At 63.6% G+C, this 18,459-nt stretch carries 17 protein-coding genes; 9 read left to right on the top strand and 8 right to left on the bottom strand.

Going from position 1 to position 18,459, the window contains the following annotated elements:
- The first annotated feature begins 37 nt into the window (after positions 1-37).
- Positions 38-1,093, top strand: coding sequence for a CapA family protein (locus EN955_RS21570; RefSeq protein ID WP_024504182.1), 1,056 nt, complete (start codon positions 38-40; stop codon positions 1,091-1,093).
- 83 nt (positions 1,094-1,176) lie between these two features.
- Positions 1,177-2,127 (top strand): hypothetical protein, encoded by a 951-nt coding sequence (locus tag EN955_RS21565; RefSeq protein WP_245265350.1) that lies wholly within the window; start codon positions 1,177-1,179, stop codon positions 2,125-2,127.
- A 13-nt stretch (positions 2,128-2,140) separates the two neighbouring features.
- On the opposite strand, the gene EN955_RS21560 is transcribed toward EN955_RS21565, so the two are convergent.
- Positions 2,141-2,635, bottom strand: coding sequence for a DUF2314 domain-containing protein (locus EN955_RS21560; RefSeq protein WP_024504180.1), 495 nt, complete (start codon positions 2,633-2,635; stop codon positions 2,141-2,143).
- A gap of 446 nt (positions 2,636-3,081) precedes the next feature.
- Between EN955_RS21560 and EN955_RS21555 the strand changes: the two genes are divergently transcribed.
- The 4 genes from EN955_RS21555 to EN955_RS21540 all read left to right on the top strand — a co-directional run bounded on the left by EN955_RS21555 (position 3,082) and on the right by EN955_RS21540 (position 6,403).
- Positions 3,082-3,324 carry a DUF1344 domain-containing protein gene (locus EN955_RS21555; RefSeq protein ID WP_013530037.1) on the top strand — a complete coding sequence of 81 codons (243 nt, stop codon included), beginning with the start codon at positions 3,082-3,084 and terminating at the stop codon, positions 3,322-3,324.
- A gap of 187 nt (positions 3,325-3,511) precedes the next feature.
- Entirely contained in the window at positions 3,512-5,134 is a 1,623-nt protein-coding gene (locus EN955_RS21550) for an FAD-binding oxidoreductase (protein ID WP_024504179.1), read from the top strand.
- A 17-nt stretch (positions 5,135-5,151) separates the two neighbouring features.
- Positions 5,152-5,784, top strand: a complete 633-nt coding sequence (locus EN955_RS21545; protein WP_024504178.1) for a hypothetical protein — start codon at positions 5,152-5,154, stop codon at positions 5,782-5,784.
- An 88-nt stretch (positions 5,785-5,872) separates the two neighbouring features.
- Positions 5,873-6,403 (top strand): dihydrofolate reductase family protein, encoded by a 531-nt coding sequence (locus tag EN955_RS21540; protein ID WP_013530040.1) that lies wholly within the window; start codon positions 5,873-5,875, stop codon positions 6,401-6,403.
- A gap of 33 nt (positions 6,404-6,436) precedes the next feature.
- Here the strand turns inward: EN955_RS21540 and EN955_RS21535 are convergent, their stop codons facing one another.
- The 3 genes from EN955_RS21535 to EN955_RS21525 all read right to left on the bottom strand — a co-directional run bounded on the left by EN955_RS21535 (position 6,437) and on the right by EN955_RS21525 (position 8,679).
- Positions 6,437-6,958 carry a hypothetical protein gene (locus EN955_RS21535; RefSeq protein ID WP_013530041.1) on the bottom strand — a complete coding sequence of 174 codons (522 nt, stop codon included), beginning with the start codon at positions 6,956-6,958 and terminating at the stop codon, positions 6,437-6,439.
- A 149-nt stretch (positions 6,959-7,107) separates the two neighbouring features.
- Entirely contained in the window at positions 7,108-8,238 is a 1,131-nt protein-coding gene (locus EN955_RS21530; RefSeq protein ID WP_024504177.1) for a hypothetical protein, read from the bottom strand.
- Between the two features lie 6 nt (positions 8,239-8,244).
- Positions 8,245-8,679, bottom strand: coding sequence for a DUF4383 domain-containing protein (locus EN955_RS21525; protein ID WP_013530043.1), 435 nt, complete (start codon positions 8,677-8,679; stop codon positions 8,245-8,247).
- An 859-nt stretch (positions 8,680-9,538) separates the two neighbouring features.
- On the opposite strand from EN955_RS21525, the gene EN955_RS21520 reads away from it, so the two are divergent.
- The gene (locus tag EN955_RS21520; protein WP_024504176.1) at positions 9,539-10,477 is read left to right on the top strand and encodes a diacylglycerol kinase family protein; all 939 of its coding nucleotides are present in this window, start codon (positions 9,539-9,541) and stop codon (positions 10,475-10,477) included.
- 79 nt (positions 10,478-10,556) lie between these two features.
- On the opposite strand, the gene EN955_RS21515 is transcribed toward EN955_RS21520, so the two are convergent.
- Genes EN955_RS21515 through EN955_RS21505 form a run of 3 tightly spaced genes read right to left on the bottom strand, consistent with a single transcriptional unit; the run spans position 10,557 to position 14,295 of the window.
- On the bottom strand, positions 10,557-11,474 hold the full coding sequence (locus EN955_RS21515; protein ID WP_024504175.1) for an NAD(P)-dependent oxidoreductase: 918 nt from the start codon (positions 11,472-11,474) through the stop codon (positions 10,557-10,559).
- Positions 11,471-12,682, bottom strand: coding sequence for a mandelate racemase/muconate lactonizing enzyme family protein (locus EN955_RS21510; RefSeq protein WP_024504174.1), 1,212 nt, complete (start codon positions 12,680-12,682; stop codon positions 11,471-11,473). The genes EN955_RS21515 and EN955_RS21510 overlap by 4 nt, the downstream gene beginning before the upstream one ends.
- Entirely contained in the window at positions 12,679-14,295 is a 1,617-nt protein-coding gene (locus EN955_RS21505) for a GMC family oxidoreductase N-terminal domain-containing protein (protein ID WP_024504173.1), read from the bottom strand. Before EN955_RS21505 ends, EN955_RS21510 begins: the two co-directional genes overlap by 4 nt.
- Positions 14,296-14,533: 238 nt before the next feature.
- Between EN955_RS21505 and EN955_RS21500 the strand changes: the two genes are divergently transcribed.
- Positions 14,534-15,475: a phosphoribosylaminoimidazolesuccinocarboxamide synthase gene (locus EN955_RS21500; RefSeq protein WP_024504172.1), complete on the top strand. Its 942-nt coding sequence runs from the start codon at positions 14,534-14,536 to the stop codon at positions 15,473-15,475.
- A gap of 237 nt (positions 15,476-15,712) precedes the next feature.
- Positions 15,713-16,108: an acyl-CoA thioesterase gene (locus EN955_RS21495; protein ID WP_024504171.1), complete on the top strand. Its 396-nt coding sequence runs from the start codon at positions 15,713-15,715 to the stop codon at positions 16,106-16,108.
- A gap of 14 nt (positions 16,109-16,122) precedes the next feature.
- Here EN955_RS21495 and EN955_RS21490 read toward each other — a convergent pair.
- The coding region (locus EN955_RS21490; protein ID WP_127223450.1) for an autotransporter domain-containing protein at positions 16,123-18,459 on the bottom strand (2,337 nt) is incomplete at its 5' end.

The raw sequence follows: 18,459 nt of genomic DNA, 5'->3' as shown, positions 1-18,459 counted from the left end.
GCGGACGGTCTACACAGGGCAAACAATTGGGCATCGCGTGTCGAATTATCCGTTTTCCTACAAGCTGTCCTGGCTGCCGCGTTTCCTGAAGCCGTCATTGGCCGGCGACGCTCAAGACTTTGCGCCGATGGCCGGGACGCTGATGGATCCACCGCCGAAGCAAGCGGTGCGGCTTGCCTTTGTCGGCGACATCTCGGCGGTGGCCAACCGCAGCGCGCCGGATTGCGATCCGGCGATCAAGGCGCTGCTCGGCGCTGCCGATCTGGTGATCGGCAATTGCGAAAGCCCTGTTGTGGACAGGCCAAGCGCGGTGCTGGGCACAAGGCTCGGCACGCATCATGCGATGAGCGAGCCGTTCCTGGCCGAGGCGCTGACGGCGGTTGGTGTTGCGCGCGAAAAACTCGTGCTGTCGCTGGCCAACAACCATGTACTGGATCAGGGCATCGCCGGTTTCGACGAGACAATCGCGGCGTTGCTGCGGCTCGGCATCCGCACGATCGGCCTGGCCGACGGTCCGGTTGTGCCGATTCAGGTTGGATCGCTTGATATCGGCTTCGCCGCCTTCACGCTGTGGCGGAACGCCGATGAAAAACTGTTTGCCGGGCGCGTTTCGATGGACAGCGATCCGGCGAGCTGGCCACCCGCTGGCTTGGACCTTCTCTGCGCCGTGCCGCATTGGGACTGGGAGTTCCGACATTTTCCGCGCGACGGGACGCGAGCGCTGGCCAGGCGGCTGGCCGGGCAGGGCGTCAGGCTGATCGCGGGCCATCATGCCCATGTCGTGCAGCCGGTGGAAAAGATTGACGGGACGATCGTCGCCTATGGGCTCGGCGATTTCCTCGGTACCGCCTTTGCCCGGCAGCCATGGCCGGGCCGCATCGGCTCTATCCTCGTTGTCGATGTCAGTTCCGATGCTGGTACGCGCGGCAGGATCGCGTCTTACCGGATGCATCCCTTCATGCGCCTGCGCGCTGGCGACCACGAGCGGCTGGTGTTGGTGGAGGCTTTGGAGGGCCGAATGCGTGACAGGGTCGCGGAGCGACTGAAAGCGGTCTTCCCTTCTCCACCAACCGATGAAGGCGTTCCCGCTTAACCATCTGGCGGCCCTTGCAAAACCAACTATCATGCTCCCGCAGAGGCAGGATTGCGGGGGTAGCGGTGGAATCAGCGGATTTCATGCCGAGCGAAACGGTCATCGCCGGCATCCGAAAAGACATCGAGGCCTATGAAGCGGCGAGGGCTTCGGCGGTCCGGCGGGTGCGCTGGCGGGTGCCGGTGTTCGTGGGGCTGGTGCTGGTGGCCGTGGTGCTGGTCGCCTGGCTGTTCAACAAGGTCGCCGACCCCAACGAGCAATGGGTCTCGACGCCGCATGTATTTCTCTATGTGATCGGCTTCGCGGCTTCGATCCTGCTCTATTTCCAGGCCAGGAAACCGGCGACGGGGCTGCAGCAATCGTTCCGCGAGACGCTGCTGCCGATCATATTCGGCTTCATCGCCGACATGCGCTACCAGCATGGCGTGACGCCGAATTCCTTCGACCGGCTGCCGCGCACGGCGGTTGGTCCGTTCAACCGGCAGGCGTTCGACGACATCGTGGCGGGCCGCTATGAGGGGTTTCCGTTCGAACTGTACGAGGCGCATCTGCGGGAAGGGTCGGGCAAGGGCTCCTCGACCGCCTTCCAGGGCGTCATCGTCGCTTTCGAGACCATCGCGCCGTTTCCCGGCATATTGGTAGCGACGCGGCGGACCAACGCGGTGATCAGCTTCTTTCGCGGCATATTTGCCAGCAAGCTGCAAGAGCTGTCCAGCGGCGATGCTTTGCTCGATGCCGCCTACGAGTTCCGCACCGACAATCTCGGGGCGGCACAGCCATTGGTGAGCGGCCGGCTGGCGCAGGCGCTGAAATGGCTTGGCGAAACCTGGCCGGACGACCCAGCCCGCGTCGCGCTCCACGGCAGCGATGGTTTCCTACTGTTGCCGCATACGAAGAACTTCTTCGAGCTGCCGGATATTTCGGTGCCGCTCGACTACAGCAGGCATGTCGCGCCGATGATATCGGACATGGGCGCGATGCTGGCGACGGCGGCACTTGTGCGCAAGATCGGCGCGAAGGACGAAGCGGGTTGATCGGGCTGCGCTTTCAGCACTCGAAGCCGTATTTGTCACGCATGTAGTCCGCCTCTTCTTTCGACATTTTGTTGAACATGACGCACACGGTGAAGCTGCCGACCTGACGTTCGCCGCGTGTGTATCCCCAGTCGGAAATATCGTCCCTGGTGAATTCTATGTTCTGGCCGAGGACGACGTTGTGCACTTCCTCCGGCTGGTTTGCCAATATGCCGACAAATCCGGTTTCGGTGCGGCGGAACGGTATGACCCAGAAGTGTTCGGTGACGTTGCCGTCCCGTACCTTGACCTTCAATTTGAACCTCTCTGTGTCGGCGGGAGGCGCCTCGGACAGTGCCAGGAAGTCGTCCAGGCTGGCGAGCGCCTGCGCGGTCGCCGCTGCCATCTCTGGGTCGCCGGGAGTGAAGATAATTGTTTTGTCGTCGCCCGGATCCGTGGCTTGTGCGCCGGCCAATCCTGGAGCAAGCGCCAGCATCAGGGACATCGCAGTCCGGACTGCAAGCTTCATGGAAGGCCCCCCTTCATGTCAACGGTCGACACCATCCCGCATTCGACGTCGGTTTGCAACCGTAGCGCGAGTTTGATCAGCGTTGGCGTGGCGGTTTTTGAACTGATCCGCGAAACAAAATGTGTATCGACGATCGGTCAGCGCTCTGTTTCGTGATGCCGCCCGAGATGGATTGCGGCGGCTGCGTGGTGATCGAAAGCCGCCCGTCACAATCGGCCAAGTGACTCTTTTCGCGGACAGAAGTGCGTTCATTGGGGGAGCCGAAGCGGCCTGAAATGATCTAGGTCGCAGATAATGTGTCGGAATTAAGCCTATGATATTGTTTGCGAAAATTCACCCAATGTGATTTGCGGAGGGTGCGCTTTCCGTCCAGTTTCAGGCCGTCCGGTGCTGTCGTTTCCCAAGGCGGCGGTCCGGAAAAGTGAAACAGCACGGAGTGCTTACCAATGAAGAAGACCCTCGCAACCACCGCTGCTCTGCTCGCCTTCCTCGGCACCGCTTATGCCGCGACCGTTCAGGGCACCATTCAGGCCGTCGATCCGACGACCAAGTCGATCACCCTCGACGACGGCAAGATCTACCAGCTGTCGCCCGAAGCGACGATCGGGAAACTGAAGGTCGGCGCCAAGGTGGCGGTGACCGTCGATGACAAGACCGGCATCGTGACGTCGATCAAGAAGGCCTCGTAAGGCGTCAGCGTCGTTCGTCGGCAAGCCTGCTGACGCAATTTCAGACCCTGTTCCATTCTGGCCGGTCCTCAGGGGACCGGCCATTTCGTGCCCTCCACCCTCGACGCCAGGCAAAACGCCGTCCCGGCGGCGCCGCTATGGTTTTTGCCAAAGAGCCGCGCTATCCCTTGGCCAGCGGGGGATAGTCATGGCCGACGAGCAAAAAGGGTTTCGCCTGTCGCGGCGATTGCTGCTGGGTGCGGCTGTCGTCGGCGGCGCGGTGCTGTGGGGCGGCAACACGGTGGCGCGGCTGGCACGCGGACCTTCGGGGCCGAAGAACGCAGGACGGATAGCCGATATAGACGGCTTCGCGCTGCCTCTGAAGCCGCTGGACAATGCGCCGGCCTTCGATGCGTCACTGCCCTGGTCGGCAAAGGGTGGTGACATCAACGATGCCAGCGGCCTGTCGATGACCCCGGTCTACGGCGTGGTCGAGGTCAGCGGGGACGAGCACATCGCCAAGGCCCTGGCCTTCGCGCGTGCCAATGGGCTGAAAATATCGCTGGCCGCCATCCGCCATTCCATGGGCGGGCATGCCTTCGACGACAACGCGCTGGTGCTCGACCTCAGAAAGTTCAACAGGGTCACCGTCGATGCGGCGGCCAAGACCATGACCTTGCAGCCGGGCGCGCGCTGGCATGACATCCAGAACCTTCTGCATCCGCACTTCGCGGTGAAGGCGATGCAGTCGACCGACATCTTCTCGGTCGGCGGTTCGCTGTCGGTCAATGCGCATGGCATGGACCACCAGGCGGGTTCGGTGGCGGGCTCGATCCGCTCGATGCGGGTGATGCTGGCCGACGGTTCGGTGACGACCTGCTCGCCGACCGAGAACACCGATCTGTTCCGCCACGTCGTCGGCGGTTACGGCCTGTTCGGCGTGGTGCTGGAGGCGACGCTAGATATCGTCGACAACGCCGTCTACCGCACCTCGCGCGAAATCATCAAATCGGACGATTTTCCGGAATTCTTCGCCAAGGTGCTGGAGCCGAACAAGGATATCGGCCTGTTCTACGGCCATCTGTCGACGGCGCCCGGCAATTTCCTCGAGGACATGATCGTCTACCGTTACGACAAGGTGGCCGAGCGGCCGCCGGCCGATCAGCCCGAGATCGGCGAACCGGGATCGGTCGGGTTGAAGCGGGTGATCATCAACCTGGCGAAATGGGGCAGCCTGTTCCAGGAATTGAAATGGTTCACCGAAAAGACACTGGAGCCAAAATTCGAAAGCTGCACGGTGGCGCGCACCTCGGCCATGGCCGAGGGCGAGGCCTGTCTCGTCACCCGCAACAACCCGATGCACGATTCGGTGCCCTATCTGTTCAACGATCAGATGGAAGAGACCGACATCCTGCACGAATATTTTATTCCGCGTGCCGCCTATGTCGAATTCATCGCGGAAGCGCGCGAGATCCTGCGCAACCAGACGCTGCCGGTGCTCAATGCTTCGGTGCGCATCGTCCACAGGGAGGATGTGGCGCTGACCTACGCGCCGGAGCCGGCCTATTCGCTGGTGCTCTACGTCAACCAGCCGACCGATGCCGACGGCAATGCCAGGATGCGGGCGCTGACGCGGGCGCTGATCGACGTGACGATCAAGCATGGCGGGCGCTTCTTCCTGCCTTACCAGCTGCATTATACGGCCAGGGAATTGCTGGCCTCCTATCCCGAACTGCCGGCCTTCCTGGCGGCGAAGCGGCAGTATGACCCAACGGAACTGTTTTCCTCGACCTTCTACCGTGCCATCAAGGCGCTGAGCGGGGTGTCGTAAGAAGCAGGAGAACAGGCATGCGGATGGTATCGGCGGCGGCACTCATCCTCATCGCGCTGTGCGCTGGCCCTGCCGGAGGCGAGGATCTCAAGGCCTTCAAGCTGACCATCGACGGCGTGACGGTCGATATCGATCCCGGCGAGAGCGCCGATGTGACGCTGCCCGGCGGCAAGCAGAGCAAGGTGACGCTCGCGCGCAACGACTTCGCCACCTTTTCAGGCAGCGACTTCTCCTTCGTCCATCCCAGCGGCATTTCGGTGACCAAGACCGATCTCGGCGATGACATCACGCAGTATCTGATGGCGTCGGCGCTGGGCACGATCGTCGTCGTGCAGGAATATGGCGCCATGAATCCGGTGTCGCTCAACCAATTGATGCTGCAGGAGATGACCAGGGAATCGGTGCAGGCGGGCGCCAAGCTGACGCAGGGGCCGACCACGCGCAAACTCGCCGACGGCAAGGAACTGACCGGGATCCGGGCCGAGGTGAAGACACGCACCGACACCGCCGATTTCGAGATCGTCGGCTTCGGCCTGGCCGATCGGGGGCTGCTGTTCATCACCCGCATTGCCGGCGAGGATGCAGCGACCGAAAAGCCGCTTGTCGACAAGTTCTGGCAGAGCCTGAAAGTCAGGTTCAGGCCGGACTAGGATCGTGTCTCAGTTTGGATTTCGGCTGGGGTTTTGCGTAACGGCGGCTCAAGTTATTCTGAAGACCCTGGGTTGGAGATCCTGCAGCATGGCGAAGCTCATTTTCAGAATGAACCAGTCACTCGACGGCTATGTCGACCACCAGAAAATGCCGTCGGGCCCGACGATCTTTCGTCACTGGATAGAGCAAGTGCGCAATTTGAGCGGCAGTGTGTACGGTCGCGGCATGTACGAGGTCATGCGCTATTGGGACGAAGACAGTCCTGAATGGAGCGCGGAGGCGCACGAATTCGCGGCGGCGTGGCGAAGCCAACCGAAGTGGGTTGTGTCGCGCTCTCTGAAGTCGGCCGGCCCTAACGCAACACTTGTCGCGGATGACGTCGAGGCGGTGATACGCGGGCTTAAGGCTGAGCTCGTCGGGGAGATTTCAGTTTCTGGACCAGGCCTGGCGCGAAGCCTGACCGACCTTGGTCTTGTCGATGCGTACCAACTCTACCTCCATCCGTTCGTGCTTGGTCATGGCAAGCCATTCTTCGCCGGCCCCCGGCCGCCGCTTCGCTTTGTGGCCAGCGATTTGATTGGCGACGACGTGATCAGGTTGACCTATGTGCCTGCCTGATCACGCGGTCGTCGAACCGAGACGCCAGCGGGCCTACAGCCCCTTCGGCATCAGGCCAGCCAGCCAGTTCACAGAGCGCTTCGCGGCGTCGGCGGTTGCCGAGGCGGCGCGGCCGAGATCGGTCTTGACCACGGCGTAGCCGTTCTTGGTGCGATAGAGCACACCGGTTCCGCCATCGACCACCTGTTCATAGGCAACGGGCCGGGCGGCGTCGGCTTCCATGGCGGTCGTCGGCGAACCGACCGAGACGCTCGGCCGGTGGCTGAGTTCCGGCGGCAGCGGGCTTTCGGTTCTGACGACGCGGCTGGCGGGCTTCAGTTCCGGGCGCGATGCGGTCGCGGCCAGCTGCGAGGAGGACGACGAACCCTTCGTGCGGCAAATGCCGGAGACGAGCGGATAGTTGAAATTGCGCTCGTGCAGCATCTGGCTCTTCATCGCGGCTTCGCATTCGGCGACGGTCGACCATTTGGCCGGCGTCTCGCCGATATATTCGCAAAGCTTGGCGTCGCAGTCGCAGCCGACAATGGTCATGGCGACAAGGGCGGTCTTGATCACGGTCTTGTCCCTTCGAGATGCCCCCCGGCAGCCCTTCCATTCTTCCCATTCCTTCGCGCGCGAACAAGGCGGGATTTGGCCGCGATTGTGGAATGGGCGTGACGGAGGCCAGGAAATGCGTAATCTTGGCCGGGCGTGACCGAAAGGCCTCAGTAATCGTAGACGTGTTCGAGCCTGGCGCCGGACTTGATCAGCGCCGGCAGCACGAGATGCAGCTTGCGCACGGCAACGATCATGCCGGTGCGGCGCGTGGATTGATCGGCCGGCAGCGGATAGCTGAACAGGATGCGCATGCCTTCGGGAACGGCGATCGTATCGGTGGAGAGCACCGTGGCCATGATCTCGTCATTGCCGCCGATCTCGACGAAGGAGACGCCCTTGTCGATCAGGCGCAGGATCATTTCGGTGAAGACCTGATAGCGCCTGGTGACGAAGATGGTGCCGTCAGCGCCCATGTCGCGTTCGAGCAAGGTGTCGGGCTCGTTGCGCGTGGCTTCGCCGACGGGTCCCTTGGCCCAGACATGGATGTCGAGCAAGGCGGGGTCCATCGTGGCAGCGAGGGCCTTTTTTATCAGGTCGGCATAGCCCTGCTTGATGGTGTCGGCGAGGCCGAACGCCAGCTTGCGTTCGCTGGTGCGGATCGAGCTGTCGCCCGGCGCCGGCTGCACGGCAAACAGGCCGGCACGCTTGTCGGCATACGGGAACTGATACCAGGGCACCTGGTCGAGAAACGCGGCATAGTCCGCCGCGACCTTGGCCTGATAAATGTCGGCGGCAGTGCGCTTGGCCGTCGTCGCCTCGGTGATGCGGCCGACCGTGTTCTCATAGGCCCACTGCAATATATGCTCGATCGAGTGGCTGGTGCCGATGATGACCAGCATCTGGTGGTTGGCGTAGTTGAACTTGTAGGGAGCGCTGGCGCGGATCACCATGGCGTAGTCCTGCCAGAAGCGGCCGATATAGGACCAGTAGGGGAAGCCGCTCGGTTGGTCCTTGTCGACGAAGCCGGCATATTCGCGCGCGGCGTAGACGATCGCCCATTCCGGATAGGTCAGGAAGGTCGATTCCTCCGGCCGCTGGTAGCCGGGGATCTCGGCGCGGACCTTGTCGGCCAGCGCCTTGGGCGGGGCGCCGTCGGCAATGCCGGGCAGCGGCGTCTTGTCGAGCGACGACGTCGTCAGGAAGCCGTAGCTCAGCCCGGCGATCGGGATGAGGATGACGACGACGATCAGCCAGAGGATCGTCTTGATGATGCGCTTCAGCCAGCGGAACAGGAACATGCCTGGTCAGGCCGTGGCGAAGTGGTCGTGTACGCGCCTGGCCAGCCGGAAGCCGACATAGACGGCGAAGCCGCCAATGACGATGTGCGGCAGGTTGGCGAAGAAGCGGGCCGGGAATTCGATATCGTTGAGAGAGCGGAAGCCGTTGATGAAGATACCGGCGTCGAGGCAGCCGGAACCGGTGACCAGCCCGAGCACGCCGTCGAACAGGTAGACCGAGCCGAACAGCTTGAAATAGAACACTGCCTGGCGGTGGGAGATGAAGGCGGCGGCCAGCGCCCAGACGCCGGAGAAGGCGTGCAGCAGGTCGTCGTACCATTGCAGCGAGAAAAGGCCGAACAGATTGCCGTCGGCATCGTTGAACGCCGGTATGTAGCCGATGGCGACGACGCCGAAGAACAGGAAAGCGTAGGCAACGGCAAGCTTCTGGACGAGCGTCATGAAGTATCCCCCTTCTACGAGCCCATTTGTAAACGCTACTCTGCCGGCCGCCTGACGCGGTTTTCTGCGCTTCCTATGCTCACGGACTCAAAGGTCCGCTACGCTTCGGTTCTCGAAAACCACGCCATCCGACTCGGCAGAGCGCGTTTTCAAACGGGCTCTGACCAGGCGATACTAACCGATTTTAGCGCGTGGAGAAGCGGCGCTCGCAAGATCGCCGCCAAAGGGCATCGGGGGGCCAAAAAGACAGTCGGCGCCGGGATTTCTCCCAGCGCCTCCCTGTCAGATCAGGACACGGTCGCGGCAGCAACTTCCGTAAAGTCGTCGCGCCTTGCCGGCCTTGATTTTGACGGTCCTGCCAGTCCGCCGCCCGAGAGCAGCGTCCGTTCGGGACCACGCCGGTCTCCACCCTTGCGAGCTTTGCCCTGCGCACCATCGAAGGTTTTTGCCGTCCTTCATGGCAGCATCGGTCCGCCGTAGGCGTTGGCACGCTTTCCGCGGCCCCGTAGGTCTCGGCTCCGTCCCTCGAAACAGGCAAGCCTGCTCTCGCTTCGGGCCGTACGGGCCTCAGGAAATCCGCCTTTCACTTCGCCTTTCGGCTTGATGATCGGTAGCCGCCTGAGATGGGTTTAACGTACGCCGGGTAAGGGTCCTGGGGAATGGCCGCTGCCCTGTGGATAGCGGGATTACCGGGGATCGTTAGCCACAAACCGGGGAATTCGAGCGCCGGCTGCTTTAGACAGCCCGCCCGCTTTTTTGCGTACGAGCCGACAGCGCCCCTTGCTCCGCCGGTGGTCGCGGGCTTCAATGCCGGCAAAGGATCGGACCTGCATGTCCGGCGCCGGGGAGGGCGGGTATTTTGAAAGTCGGAGTGGTTCTCAACCCGATTGCCGGTGGCGGCCGGCTGAAACGGCATTGGCCTGATGTTGCCGTGTCGCTGAAAAAGCATTTCGGCGAATTCGAGCTGCGCGAAACGCAGGCCGAAGGCGATGCCGAAAGGCTGGCAATCGATCTCGCAATGATGGGCTTCGATCTGGTGATTGCGGCCGGCGGTGACGGCACCGCCAGCGAAGTGGCCGACGGGCTTCTGCAGGCGGCCCAGGAGAGCGGCCGGATCACTGAACTTGGCCTGTTGCCGTGCGGCACCGGCATCGATTTCGCGCGCGGGCTCGGCCTGCCGAAAGAGGTGGATGCCGTGCTGAAGCGGTTGGCCGAAGCCAAGGGCCGCAAGGTCGATGCCGGGCGCATCGGCTACATCGACGATCACGGCGCGCTGGCCAGCCGGCACTTCATCAACATCGCCAGTCTGGGACTTTCCGGCGCCACCGACCGCGCCGTCAATGCCGACAAGCGCAAGGGCAGGATGTCGGCCAAGGCACTGTTCCTGTGGCGCACCGTGATGGAGTTCATCCGCTACCGTTTTCAGGACGTCAGGATCACGGTCGATGACGGCGCACCCTTCGAAGCGCGCATGGCGCTGGTGGCGGTCGCCAATGGAAAGTTCTTCGGCGGCGGCATGATGATCGCGCCGGATGCCGAAATCACCGACGGGCAGTTCGACATCGTCATCCTGCGCGCCGCCGGAAAGCTGAAGCTGATCTGGGACATCCGGCTGCTCTATGGCGGGCGGCACCGCAACCATCCGGCGATCACCATCCTGCGCGGCAGGAAAGTGGTGGTCGAGCCGCTCGGCGATGCGTCAGAGAATGGCGCCCTGGTCGATATAGACGGCGAGTCGCCGGGACGCATACCCGCGACCTTCGAGATCCTGCCGGGTGCATTGACGCTCAGATACTGAATCAAGCCGTTGACAGATTGATTCAGATGAATCCGCCCATCAATCCAACATCCTGAAATCGCTTGATAACTGGCTGATGTCAGAGTTCCAGCTTGGCCGGAAAACCGGGCGCGCGCAGGTCGGTATCGACGGCATCCTCGAGCAATTTGACGATCTGGGTGGACCAGGCGCTGCCGCCATATTCCTGTTTGCCCATCTGGAAAATCTCACTCACAAGCGGCGCCAGTTGGAGCGGCAGTCTGAATTCCCTGCCCATCGCCAGCGCGAAGCCGAGGTCCTTCAGCGCCAGGTCCATGGTGAAGCCGATGTCGTAGGAGCCGTTGAGGATGAGCTGGCTTTCGGTCTCGTGGACGAAGCTGTTGCCGGAGGAGGCTGAGATGGCATGGTAGGACTGGGCGAGGTCGAGCCCGCCCTGTCTCGCCAGCATCAGCGCCTCGCCGGCGGCGACGAGATGGATGAAGGCGAGCATGTTGGTGATCACCTTGATCACCGCCGCCGAGCCGACCGGACCCATCAGGAACGACTTTGCGCACATCGCCTCGATGGCCGGCCGATGACGTTCGTAGAGCGCTGGATCGCCGCCGACCAGCGCGGTGATCTTGCCAGCCGCCGCCAGATGCACGCCACCGGTGACCGGGCATTCCAGCGTCTCGACGCCCCTGGCCGAGGCGAGGGCCGCAAGGCGAAGAATCTCGTCGCGGCCGTTGGTCGACATCTCGATCCAGGTGCCGCCCTTGGGAAGGCCCTCCAGCAATCCGCCGGGTCCGGCCAGCACCGCTTCGCTGACCTTGGGCGAGGGCAGGCACGTGATGGCATTGCCGGCCCGGGCGGCGGCCTCGGCCGGGCTGCTCGCGGTAGTGGCGCCGAGCGCCACCAGGCGCTCGGCGGCGGCCGGATCGCGGTCGAAGACGGTGACGGCAAAGCCGTTGCGGATCAGGCTGGCGGCAAGGTTGCCGCCGAGATGGCCAAGCCCGATGAAGGCGTAGCTTTCGCTCACGGCATCAGCGGGGTCTGCATCATCTGCAGATGCAGGTCCTTGCCCGTATAGGGATGCGCGTCGCAGACCGCTTCGTTGAGCTCGACGCCGAGGCCGGGCTCCTTCGAGGGGATGACATTGCCGTCCTGCCACTCGATCTTCTTCTTCAGGAGCGTGGCATGGAAACCCTCCCACTGCTTCAGCGATTCCAGGATGAGGAAGTTGGGCAGCGTCACCGCCAGCTGGATGTTGGCCGCACCGACGATCGGCCCGCAATAGCAGTGAGGGGCGACCTGGATGTGGTAGGCCTCGGCCATCGCCGCGATCTTCTTGGTTTCGAGAATGCCGCCGGAGCGGCCAAGGTCCGGCTGCAGGATGGTCGCGGCGCGGTTCTCGATGACGCGGGCGAACTCGAACTTGGTGGTCAGCCGTTCGCCGGTGGCGATCGGGATCGAGGTCGCGCGGGCCACTTGCGCCATGACTTCGGGCATGTCAGGCGGCACCGGCTCCTCGAACCACAAGGGATCATAGGGCTCGATGGCGCGCGCCATGCGCAGCGCGCCGGACGCTGTGAACTGGCCGTGCGTGCCAAACAGGATGTCGGCGCGGGTGCCGACCGCCTCGCGGATCGCCTTGATCATGCGGGTGGACAGGTCGATATCGACAAGACGCGGCTGGTGGCCGTCGAAGGCGGTGTAGGGGCCGGCCGGGTCCAGTTTGACGGCGTTGAACCCCTGTTCGACATATTCGAGCGCGCAGGCGGCGGCGAGATCGGGGTCGTTGTAGACGTTCTTGCCGTGCGCATCCTCGGAGTGGACGCTGCCGGTGTGCGGATAAAGATAGGTGTAGGAACGCAGCGTTTCGTGCACCTGGCCGCCGAGCAGTTTGTAGACCGGCTTGTCGGCCTCCTTGCCGATGATGTCCCAGCAGGCCATTTCCAGCGCCGAGAAGCAGCCCATGCCTGACACGTCGGGCCGCTGGGTGAAGCCGGACGAATAGGCGCGGCGGAAGAAGTTCTCGATGTCGTGCGGATCGCGGCCGACGAGATAGCGCTCGGCCATGTCCTCGACCATCCGGGCGGTAACATGGGCGGAGAAGGTGGCGTTGTAGGCCTCGCCATAGCCGACCACGCCGCCATCGGTGGTCAACTTGACGAAGATGAAATACTTGCCGCCGATGCCGGGCGGCGGATTGTCGACAACCCAGGTCTTGACGTCGGTGATCTTCATTTTTGGTCCTCCAGAACCAGTTCGGCGCCCTTCCAACCGGTCATGATCGAGGCGGCGTTGGTGTTGCCGGTGATGTTGTCGGGGAAGATGGAGGCGTCGATGACGCGCAGGCCGTCGATGCCGTGCGCCTTGAGACGCGGGTCGACGACGGCGCGCGCCGGATCGGGCCCCATGCGGCAGGTCGAGACCGGATGATAGACGGTGCCCGAGCGCTTCCTGAAATCCTGAATCAGGTCTGCATCGGAAGTGATTGACGGGCCTGGCAAAACCTCTTCCTCGATGATCTCGGCCATGGCAGGCATCGAGGCGATCTTGCGCACGAATTTCACCGCCGCCAGCATCTCCTCGACATCGGCATTGGTGGAGTAGGCATTGGCCGTTATCCTGGGGTACTCGCGCGGATTGGCCGAGCGGATCATGATCTCGCCACGGCTCGACGGGCGGCAGTTGGACAGGCCGATGGAAAAGCCCGGCCATGGGTCGGGCGTCAGGATGGGACGCTCGCCGCTCTTGGGAATGACGGTCGAGAATGCCTGGAAATAGAGCTGCATGTTGGGCCGCGTCGCCGCCGGGTCGGTGCGGAAGAAGCCACCGGCATTGTTCATCGACAGCGACAGCGGGCCGGAACGGGTCAGGATATATTGCATGCCGACCAGCAGCTTGCCCCACCAGGGACGCAGCGTCTGGTTGAGCGTCGGCAGCTTGCCCTTGAAGGTGTAGTTGATGCCGACATGATCCTGCAGATGCGCGCCGACATTCTCGTTGGCGTGGACCATCCGGATGCCCAGGCCTTTGAGCAGAGCGGAGGGCCCGACGCCGGACAGCTGCAGCAATTGCGGCGAGTTGACCGAACCGCCCGACAAGATAATTTCGCGGCCGGCACGCGCGGTCTTCGTCTCGCCGTTCTGCTGATACTCGACGCCGATGGCACGCTTCCCCTCGAACAGCACCCTGGTCGCCAGCGCCTTCATCTCGACGCGGACATTCCCGCGCTTCATCGCCGGACGCAGGAAAGCGCGCGCCGCCGACATGCGGCGGCCGTTGCGGGTCGAGATCTGGTAGATGCCGACGCCTTCCTGGGCGGCGCCGTTGAAATCCGGGTTGAGCGGCAGGCCGGCCTGCTGGCCGGCGGCGAGATAGCGCTGGGTCAGCGGATGGACGGCGTTCGAACAGTCGGTGACATGCAGCGGGCCCCCCGTGCCGCGCCATGCATCGGCGCCGGCCTGGTTGTCCTCGAGCGCCTTGAAGGCGGGCAAGAGGTCGTCATAGCCCCAGCCTGGATTGCCGGCGGCCGCCCAGGCATCGAAATCCTCGCGCGCACCCCGGATCCAGACCATGGCGTTGATTGAGCTTGAGCCGCCAAGCAGCTTGCCGCGCGGCCAGTGGTCGGCATTGCCGGCGAGCCCCGGGTCCGGCTCGGCCTTGTAGTTCCAGTTGACGCCGGGATCGAAGAAGGTCTTGCCGTAGCCGAGCGGCATCTGCACGTAGAAGCGGCGGTCGCTGCCGCCGGCCTCCAGCACCAGCACCGAGAAGCGCCCCGAGGCCGAGAGTTTTTCGGCCAGGACCGAGCCGGCCGAGCCGGAGCCGACGATGATGAAATCATAGGTCTGCATGATGGAAATGGGAGGCTCCGAAAGATTGGCTGCAGCCTAGACGCGACGGCATTCCGAAGTCGCCGCGCCATCCGGCATCAGTTGTGAAAAAAGCGACCGTCGAACCGATCAGGTTTGCGGGGATTCCCGACAATCGCGCTTGATATCTATCGTCCCGACAGCCTATGCGATGGCACTATCTTGGCGCATAACTTTTCGGAATTATGCTCTGGCCACTCTGCGGAAGGCAGGAAATCATATGCGGACCCTCCCTGACGCGTTCATTCCCGAACTGCCGGGCCACTACAGCGGCAAGGTCCGCGAAAACTACGATCTGGCGGATGGCCGGCGCATCATCATCGCCACCGACCGGCTCAGTGCCTTCGACATCATCCTGACTTCGATCCCCTACAAGGGAGAGATACTGACCCAGACGGCGCGCTACTGGTTCGAGGAAACCGCCGATATCTGTCCGAACCATGTTCTCGAATACCCCGACCCGAACGTCGTCGTCGGCACGAGGCTCGACATCCTGCCGGTCGAGATCGTCGTGCGCGGCTATCTGGCGGGAACCACCAGCACTTCGATCCTGACGCGCTACAAGCGCGGCGACCGCGACATGTACGGTATCCGCCTGCCGGACGGCCTGCGCGACAATGAAAAGCTGGCCGAGCCGATCATCACGCCGACCAGCAAGGCCGCGCATGGCGGCCATGACGAGCCGCTGTCGAAAGCCGAGATCCTCGAACAGGGTCTTCTCACGCAGGCGCAGTGGGACACCGTGTCCGGCTACGCTTTGCGGCTGTTCGCCCGCGGCCAGCAGCGCGCCACCGAGCGCGGCCTGATCCTGGCCGACACGAAGTACGAATTCGGCACCGACAGGAACGGGACCATCATTCTTGCCGATGAAATCCACACCCCGGACAGCAGCCGGTACTGGATCGCATCGAGCTACGAACAGGCGCTCGCCGACGGCAGCCGGCCGGAGAGTTTTGACAAGGATTTCGTCCGGTCGTGGGTCTCGGCGCGCTGCAACCCCTACAGCGACCCGATACCTGAGATACCGGCCGAGATCGTCGAACAGGCCTCGCATGTCTATGCGCAGGCCTATGAGGCGATCACCGGCAAGGAGTTCTCGCCGGACCTTTCCGGGGACAGCGTGCTCGATCGTATTCGCACGAACCTCAGGCGCTATTTCTGATCGACCTTCGCCGGGTGTTGGCTGACGGTGCATCAAACGAAAAACCCGCCTGTGCGGCGGGTCACTGGCGCAAATCAGCACCATAGGCAAAAATGTACCATAGCTGAGGTCACCGAGTCAAGAAAAAATTCCTATCGGGAGAAGCTCCGGGGCCTCGTGGCCATGCCGTGGCGCGTTGACCTTCGGGCGCCGTGACGATACGGGATCGAGGGCAGCCGGTCTCGAAGGATTTCTCGCATGGTGCACTACGCTGAAGGACGGCCGCTTGGCGATCTGACGCTGCGCACCCTGGCCATGCCTTCGGACGCCAATGCGGCCGGCGACATTTTCGGCGGCTGGGTGATGGCGCAGATGGACCTGGCCTGCGGCATCCGCGCCGCCGAGCGCGCCAAGGGCCGCGTGGTGACGGCGGCGGTGAAGGAGATGTCGTTCGCCAAGGCGATGAAGATCGGCGACACGCTGTGCATCTACACCCATGTCGAGCGCGTCGGCCGCACCTCGATGACGCTCAAGGTCGAGGCCTGGGCGCAGCGCTACCTCTCCGACCTGATGGAGAAGGTCACCCATGCCGATTTCGTCATGGTGGCGCTGGATGGCGAGGGCAAACCGAAAGCGGTTCCCGCCGAAGGCTGACGCAAGCCGAAAAATCAGAACCGCACTTGCATCGTGGCGCGGACGCCCTGATCGGCCGCTTTCGTCCCGAACTGGCCGGAGTAGCTGATCCCCAGCGTGGTGCTGTCGGCGATCCGGAAATCGAGCCCGGCTCCGACGATGGCTGTATCCCTGGCGATCGGCGCGCCGGCAATGGTGAAGAGGTCGCCACCGGCGAAGGCCATGTCCGCGGTCGGCGTGGTGTCGCCGAAGGCATGACGCCAGCCGAGCGTACCCTGCGCGCTTGCCTGCACCCCGCCGAGGTCGAAGCCGGCCGAGGCACGGAGGCCCAGCGTGGTGAAGGTGGTCTCGGTGGTCGAGGCAGCGGATGTGAGTGCGGCGGCGCCACCCTTTTCCGTGAAGCCGTCGGTGTGCAGGTTGACATAGGCGAGACCGGCGAAGGGCTCGAAGGCAGCCATGCGCGTCTCGACGCGATAGCCGGCCTCGCCGAAGACCTGCGCGGTGCCGGCATCGTATTTCGCCGTCAGCGCATCGGCGAAGCCTGGAACGACGACGTTGCGGCTGGTGTCGATCCGGTTCCAGCTGTAGGCGACGCCGCCGCGCAGGCCCAGGCCGTCCCACTGTCCACCGCCATAAAGGCCGATTTGATAGCTGTCGCTGGAGCCGGACGAGGCACGATCGTCGACGTCGAAACTGGCGTGGCTGTAGCCGGTCAGCATGCCGACCCGCCAGGCTTCGCCGATCGCGGTGTCGCCGCCGGCGAGGAAGCCGCCAGTGGAGCGGTCGAGGCCGGCGGCATTGCCGTCGCCGCTCGCCGTGCCCCAGGAGCCGAAAGCTTGCCCCCACACGACGAAACGGCTGGTATCAGCCTCGACCAGCTCCGGGCCGCCCTCGCCATAAGCCATCACTGGCATGGCGGGAGCGGCAACGTCGCCCATGGCCGCCCGGACGCGGGCGGTTGCGGCATCGGCGACGAAGCGGCTGTCCTCGATCAGCATCCCCTTGGCCGACGCATGAACCTCGCCCGACGCGGCATCCAGCGCCAGGCGCGCGGCATCCTCGTCGGTCATCAGCAGCATGGCCCGTGCAAGCGCATTGCCTTCGCCGAGCCGATCGAGCGCTCCGGCGGTCGCGACCTGGTTGCGGGTGGTGGCGACGTTGGCGACCGCGACGTCGTTGCGCGCCAGGGTGAGGGTGATGTCGTTGCCGTCGCCGCCCTGGTAGTTGAGGAGATGGTCGAGGAAGAGAAGGTCGTTGAGATCGCCGACGGAGGCGAAGGTACCGGCGACATCGGCCGCGCCATTGTTCTGGATGATCGTGTACGGCCCGTTGAGCAGGTTCCAGCTCTCGGCCGTCGCCGGCGTCAGGACCAGGTTCAGCGTCGCGCCCGATATGTCGACCGTGCCGCCGACGATCAGTCTGTCGGCGCCGGCCGGGGTCGCCTCGACTTCGAATATGCCGTGGTTGACATAGTTGCCGCCGACCGTCTGCACGCCGATGGAATTGCCGACGCCATGCGTGCCGAGGATGGTGACATTGCCGCCAATGGTGCCGATGCCGCCAAGGCGCGCGCCGGAATCGACCGTGACATCGCCGGCGAGGCTCGCTGTGCCATGGCCGTCGTCGCCGACCACCAGCGTTTCCATGCCGACCGTGGTCAGGCCCGCATAGCTGTTCTGTCCGTTGAGCGTCAGCTTGCCCGTGCCGGTCTTTGTCAGGGAGCCGTTTCCGGAAATGGTGCCGCCGATGACGTCGTCATGGCCGAGCGAGCCGAGCGAAAGCTGTGGCGCCAGCTGTGAATCGTCGATTTGTATGGCCCCATCGCCCGACAGCGAGCCGACATCGAGCACCGAGTCCTGGTCCCGGAAGCGCACCAGCACGCTGCCGCCGGCGCCGTTGAGGATGGTTGCGTGCGCCGCCTGCGATGCCTGCTGGAAATCGAGCGTGCCGCCGGCCTCATTGACCAGCGTTGCCGCTCCGCCGTCCGAATGTCCGTAAAAAGTGGTCGAGCCGCCATTCCTGTTGGTTATCGTGGCGTCTCCGGCGGAGGAGAATTCATTGCTCGAATAATCGTCGTCGAAGGTCGTCCTGCTGAAATAATACGGTATGCCCAGCCCGTCATTGACGATCGTCGCCTGGTCCGCGCTTGCCCCCGTGAAGGCGATGAAACCGCCGCCCTGGTTGGTGATGCTGGCTGTGCCGGCATCGGTTCCGGTGCCGAAATTGAGCCCGCCATAGCCGTCCTGCGCCAGGACGATGGTGGCCGCGCCGGCGGTCGCATTGCCCTGGAAGTTGAGGTCGCCCCGGCCGACGGTGATCGAGAGGTCCTGGGCGCTGACTGGATTGGCGGCATCGGTTCCGGAGAAATAGAG

It is taken from the genome of Mesorhizobium sp. M7A.F.Ca.CA.001.04.2.1, from assembly GCF_003998485.1.
GTDB lineage: Bacteria > Pseudomonadota > Alphaproteobacteria > Rhizobiales > Rhizobiaceae > Mesorhizobium > Mesorhizobium ciceri.
Note: the sequence above shows the minus strand (reverse complement) of the source record. Positions and strands in the feature narration are given on the sequence as shown.

What these genes read in the sequence shown, in the direction of transcription:
- EN955_RS21545 (WP_024504178.1), top strand. Translation starts at nt 5,152, where the DNA reads ATGCGGATGGTATCGGCGGCGGCACTCATCCTCATCGCGCTGTGCGCT.
- EN955_RS21495 (WP_024504171.1), top strand. Translation starts at nt 15,713, where the DNA reads ATGGTGCACTACGCTGAAGGACGGCCGCTTGGCGATCTGACGCTGCGC.
- EN955_RS21560 (WP_024504180.1), bottom strand. Translation starts at nt 2,635, where the DNA reads ATGAAGCTTGCAGTCCGGACTGCGATGTCCCTGATGCTGGCGCTTGCT.
- EN955_RS21565 (WP_245265350.1), top strand. Translation starts at nt 1,177, where the DNA reads ATGCCGAGCGAAACGGTCATCGCCGGCATCCGAAAAGACATCGAGGCC.
- EN955_RS21540 (WP_013530040.1), top strand. Translation starts at nt 5,873, where the DNA reads ATGGCGAAGCTCATTTTCAGAATGAACCAGTCACTCGACGGCTATGTC.
- EN955_RS21555 (WP_013530037.1), top strand. Translation starts at nt 3,082, where the DNA reads ATGAAGAAGACCCTCGCAACCACCGCTGCTCTGCTCGCCTTCCTCGGC.
- EN955_RS21500 (WP_024504172.1), top strand. Translation starts at nt 14,534, where the DNA reads ATGCGGACCCTCCCTGACGCGTTCATTCCCGAACTGCCGGGCCACTAC.
- EN955_RS21505 (WP_024504173.1), bottom strand. Translation starts at nt 14,295, where the DNA reads ATGCAGACCTATGATTTCATCATCGTCGGCTCCGGCTCGGCCGGCTCG.
- EN955_RS21510 (WP_024504174.1), bottom strand. Translation starts at nt 12,682, where the DNA reads ATGAAGATCACCGACGTCAAGACCTGGGTTGTCGACAATCCGCCGCCC.
- EN955_RS21530 (WP_024504177.1), bottom strand. Translation starts at nt 8,238, where the DNA reads ATGTTCCTGTTCCGCTGGCTGAAGCGCATCATCAAGACGATCCTCTGG.
- EN955_RS21525 (WP_013530043.1), bottom strand. Translation starts at nt 8,679, where the DNA reads ATGACGCTCGTCCAGAAGCTTGCCGTTGCCTACGCTTTCCTGTTCTTC.
- EN955_RS21550 (WP_024504179.1), top strand. Translation starts at nt 3,512, where the DNA reads ATGGCCGACGAGCAAAAAGGGTTTCGCCTGTCGCGGCGATTGCTGCTG.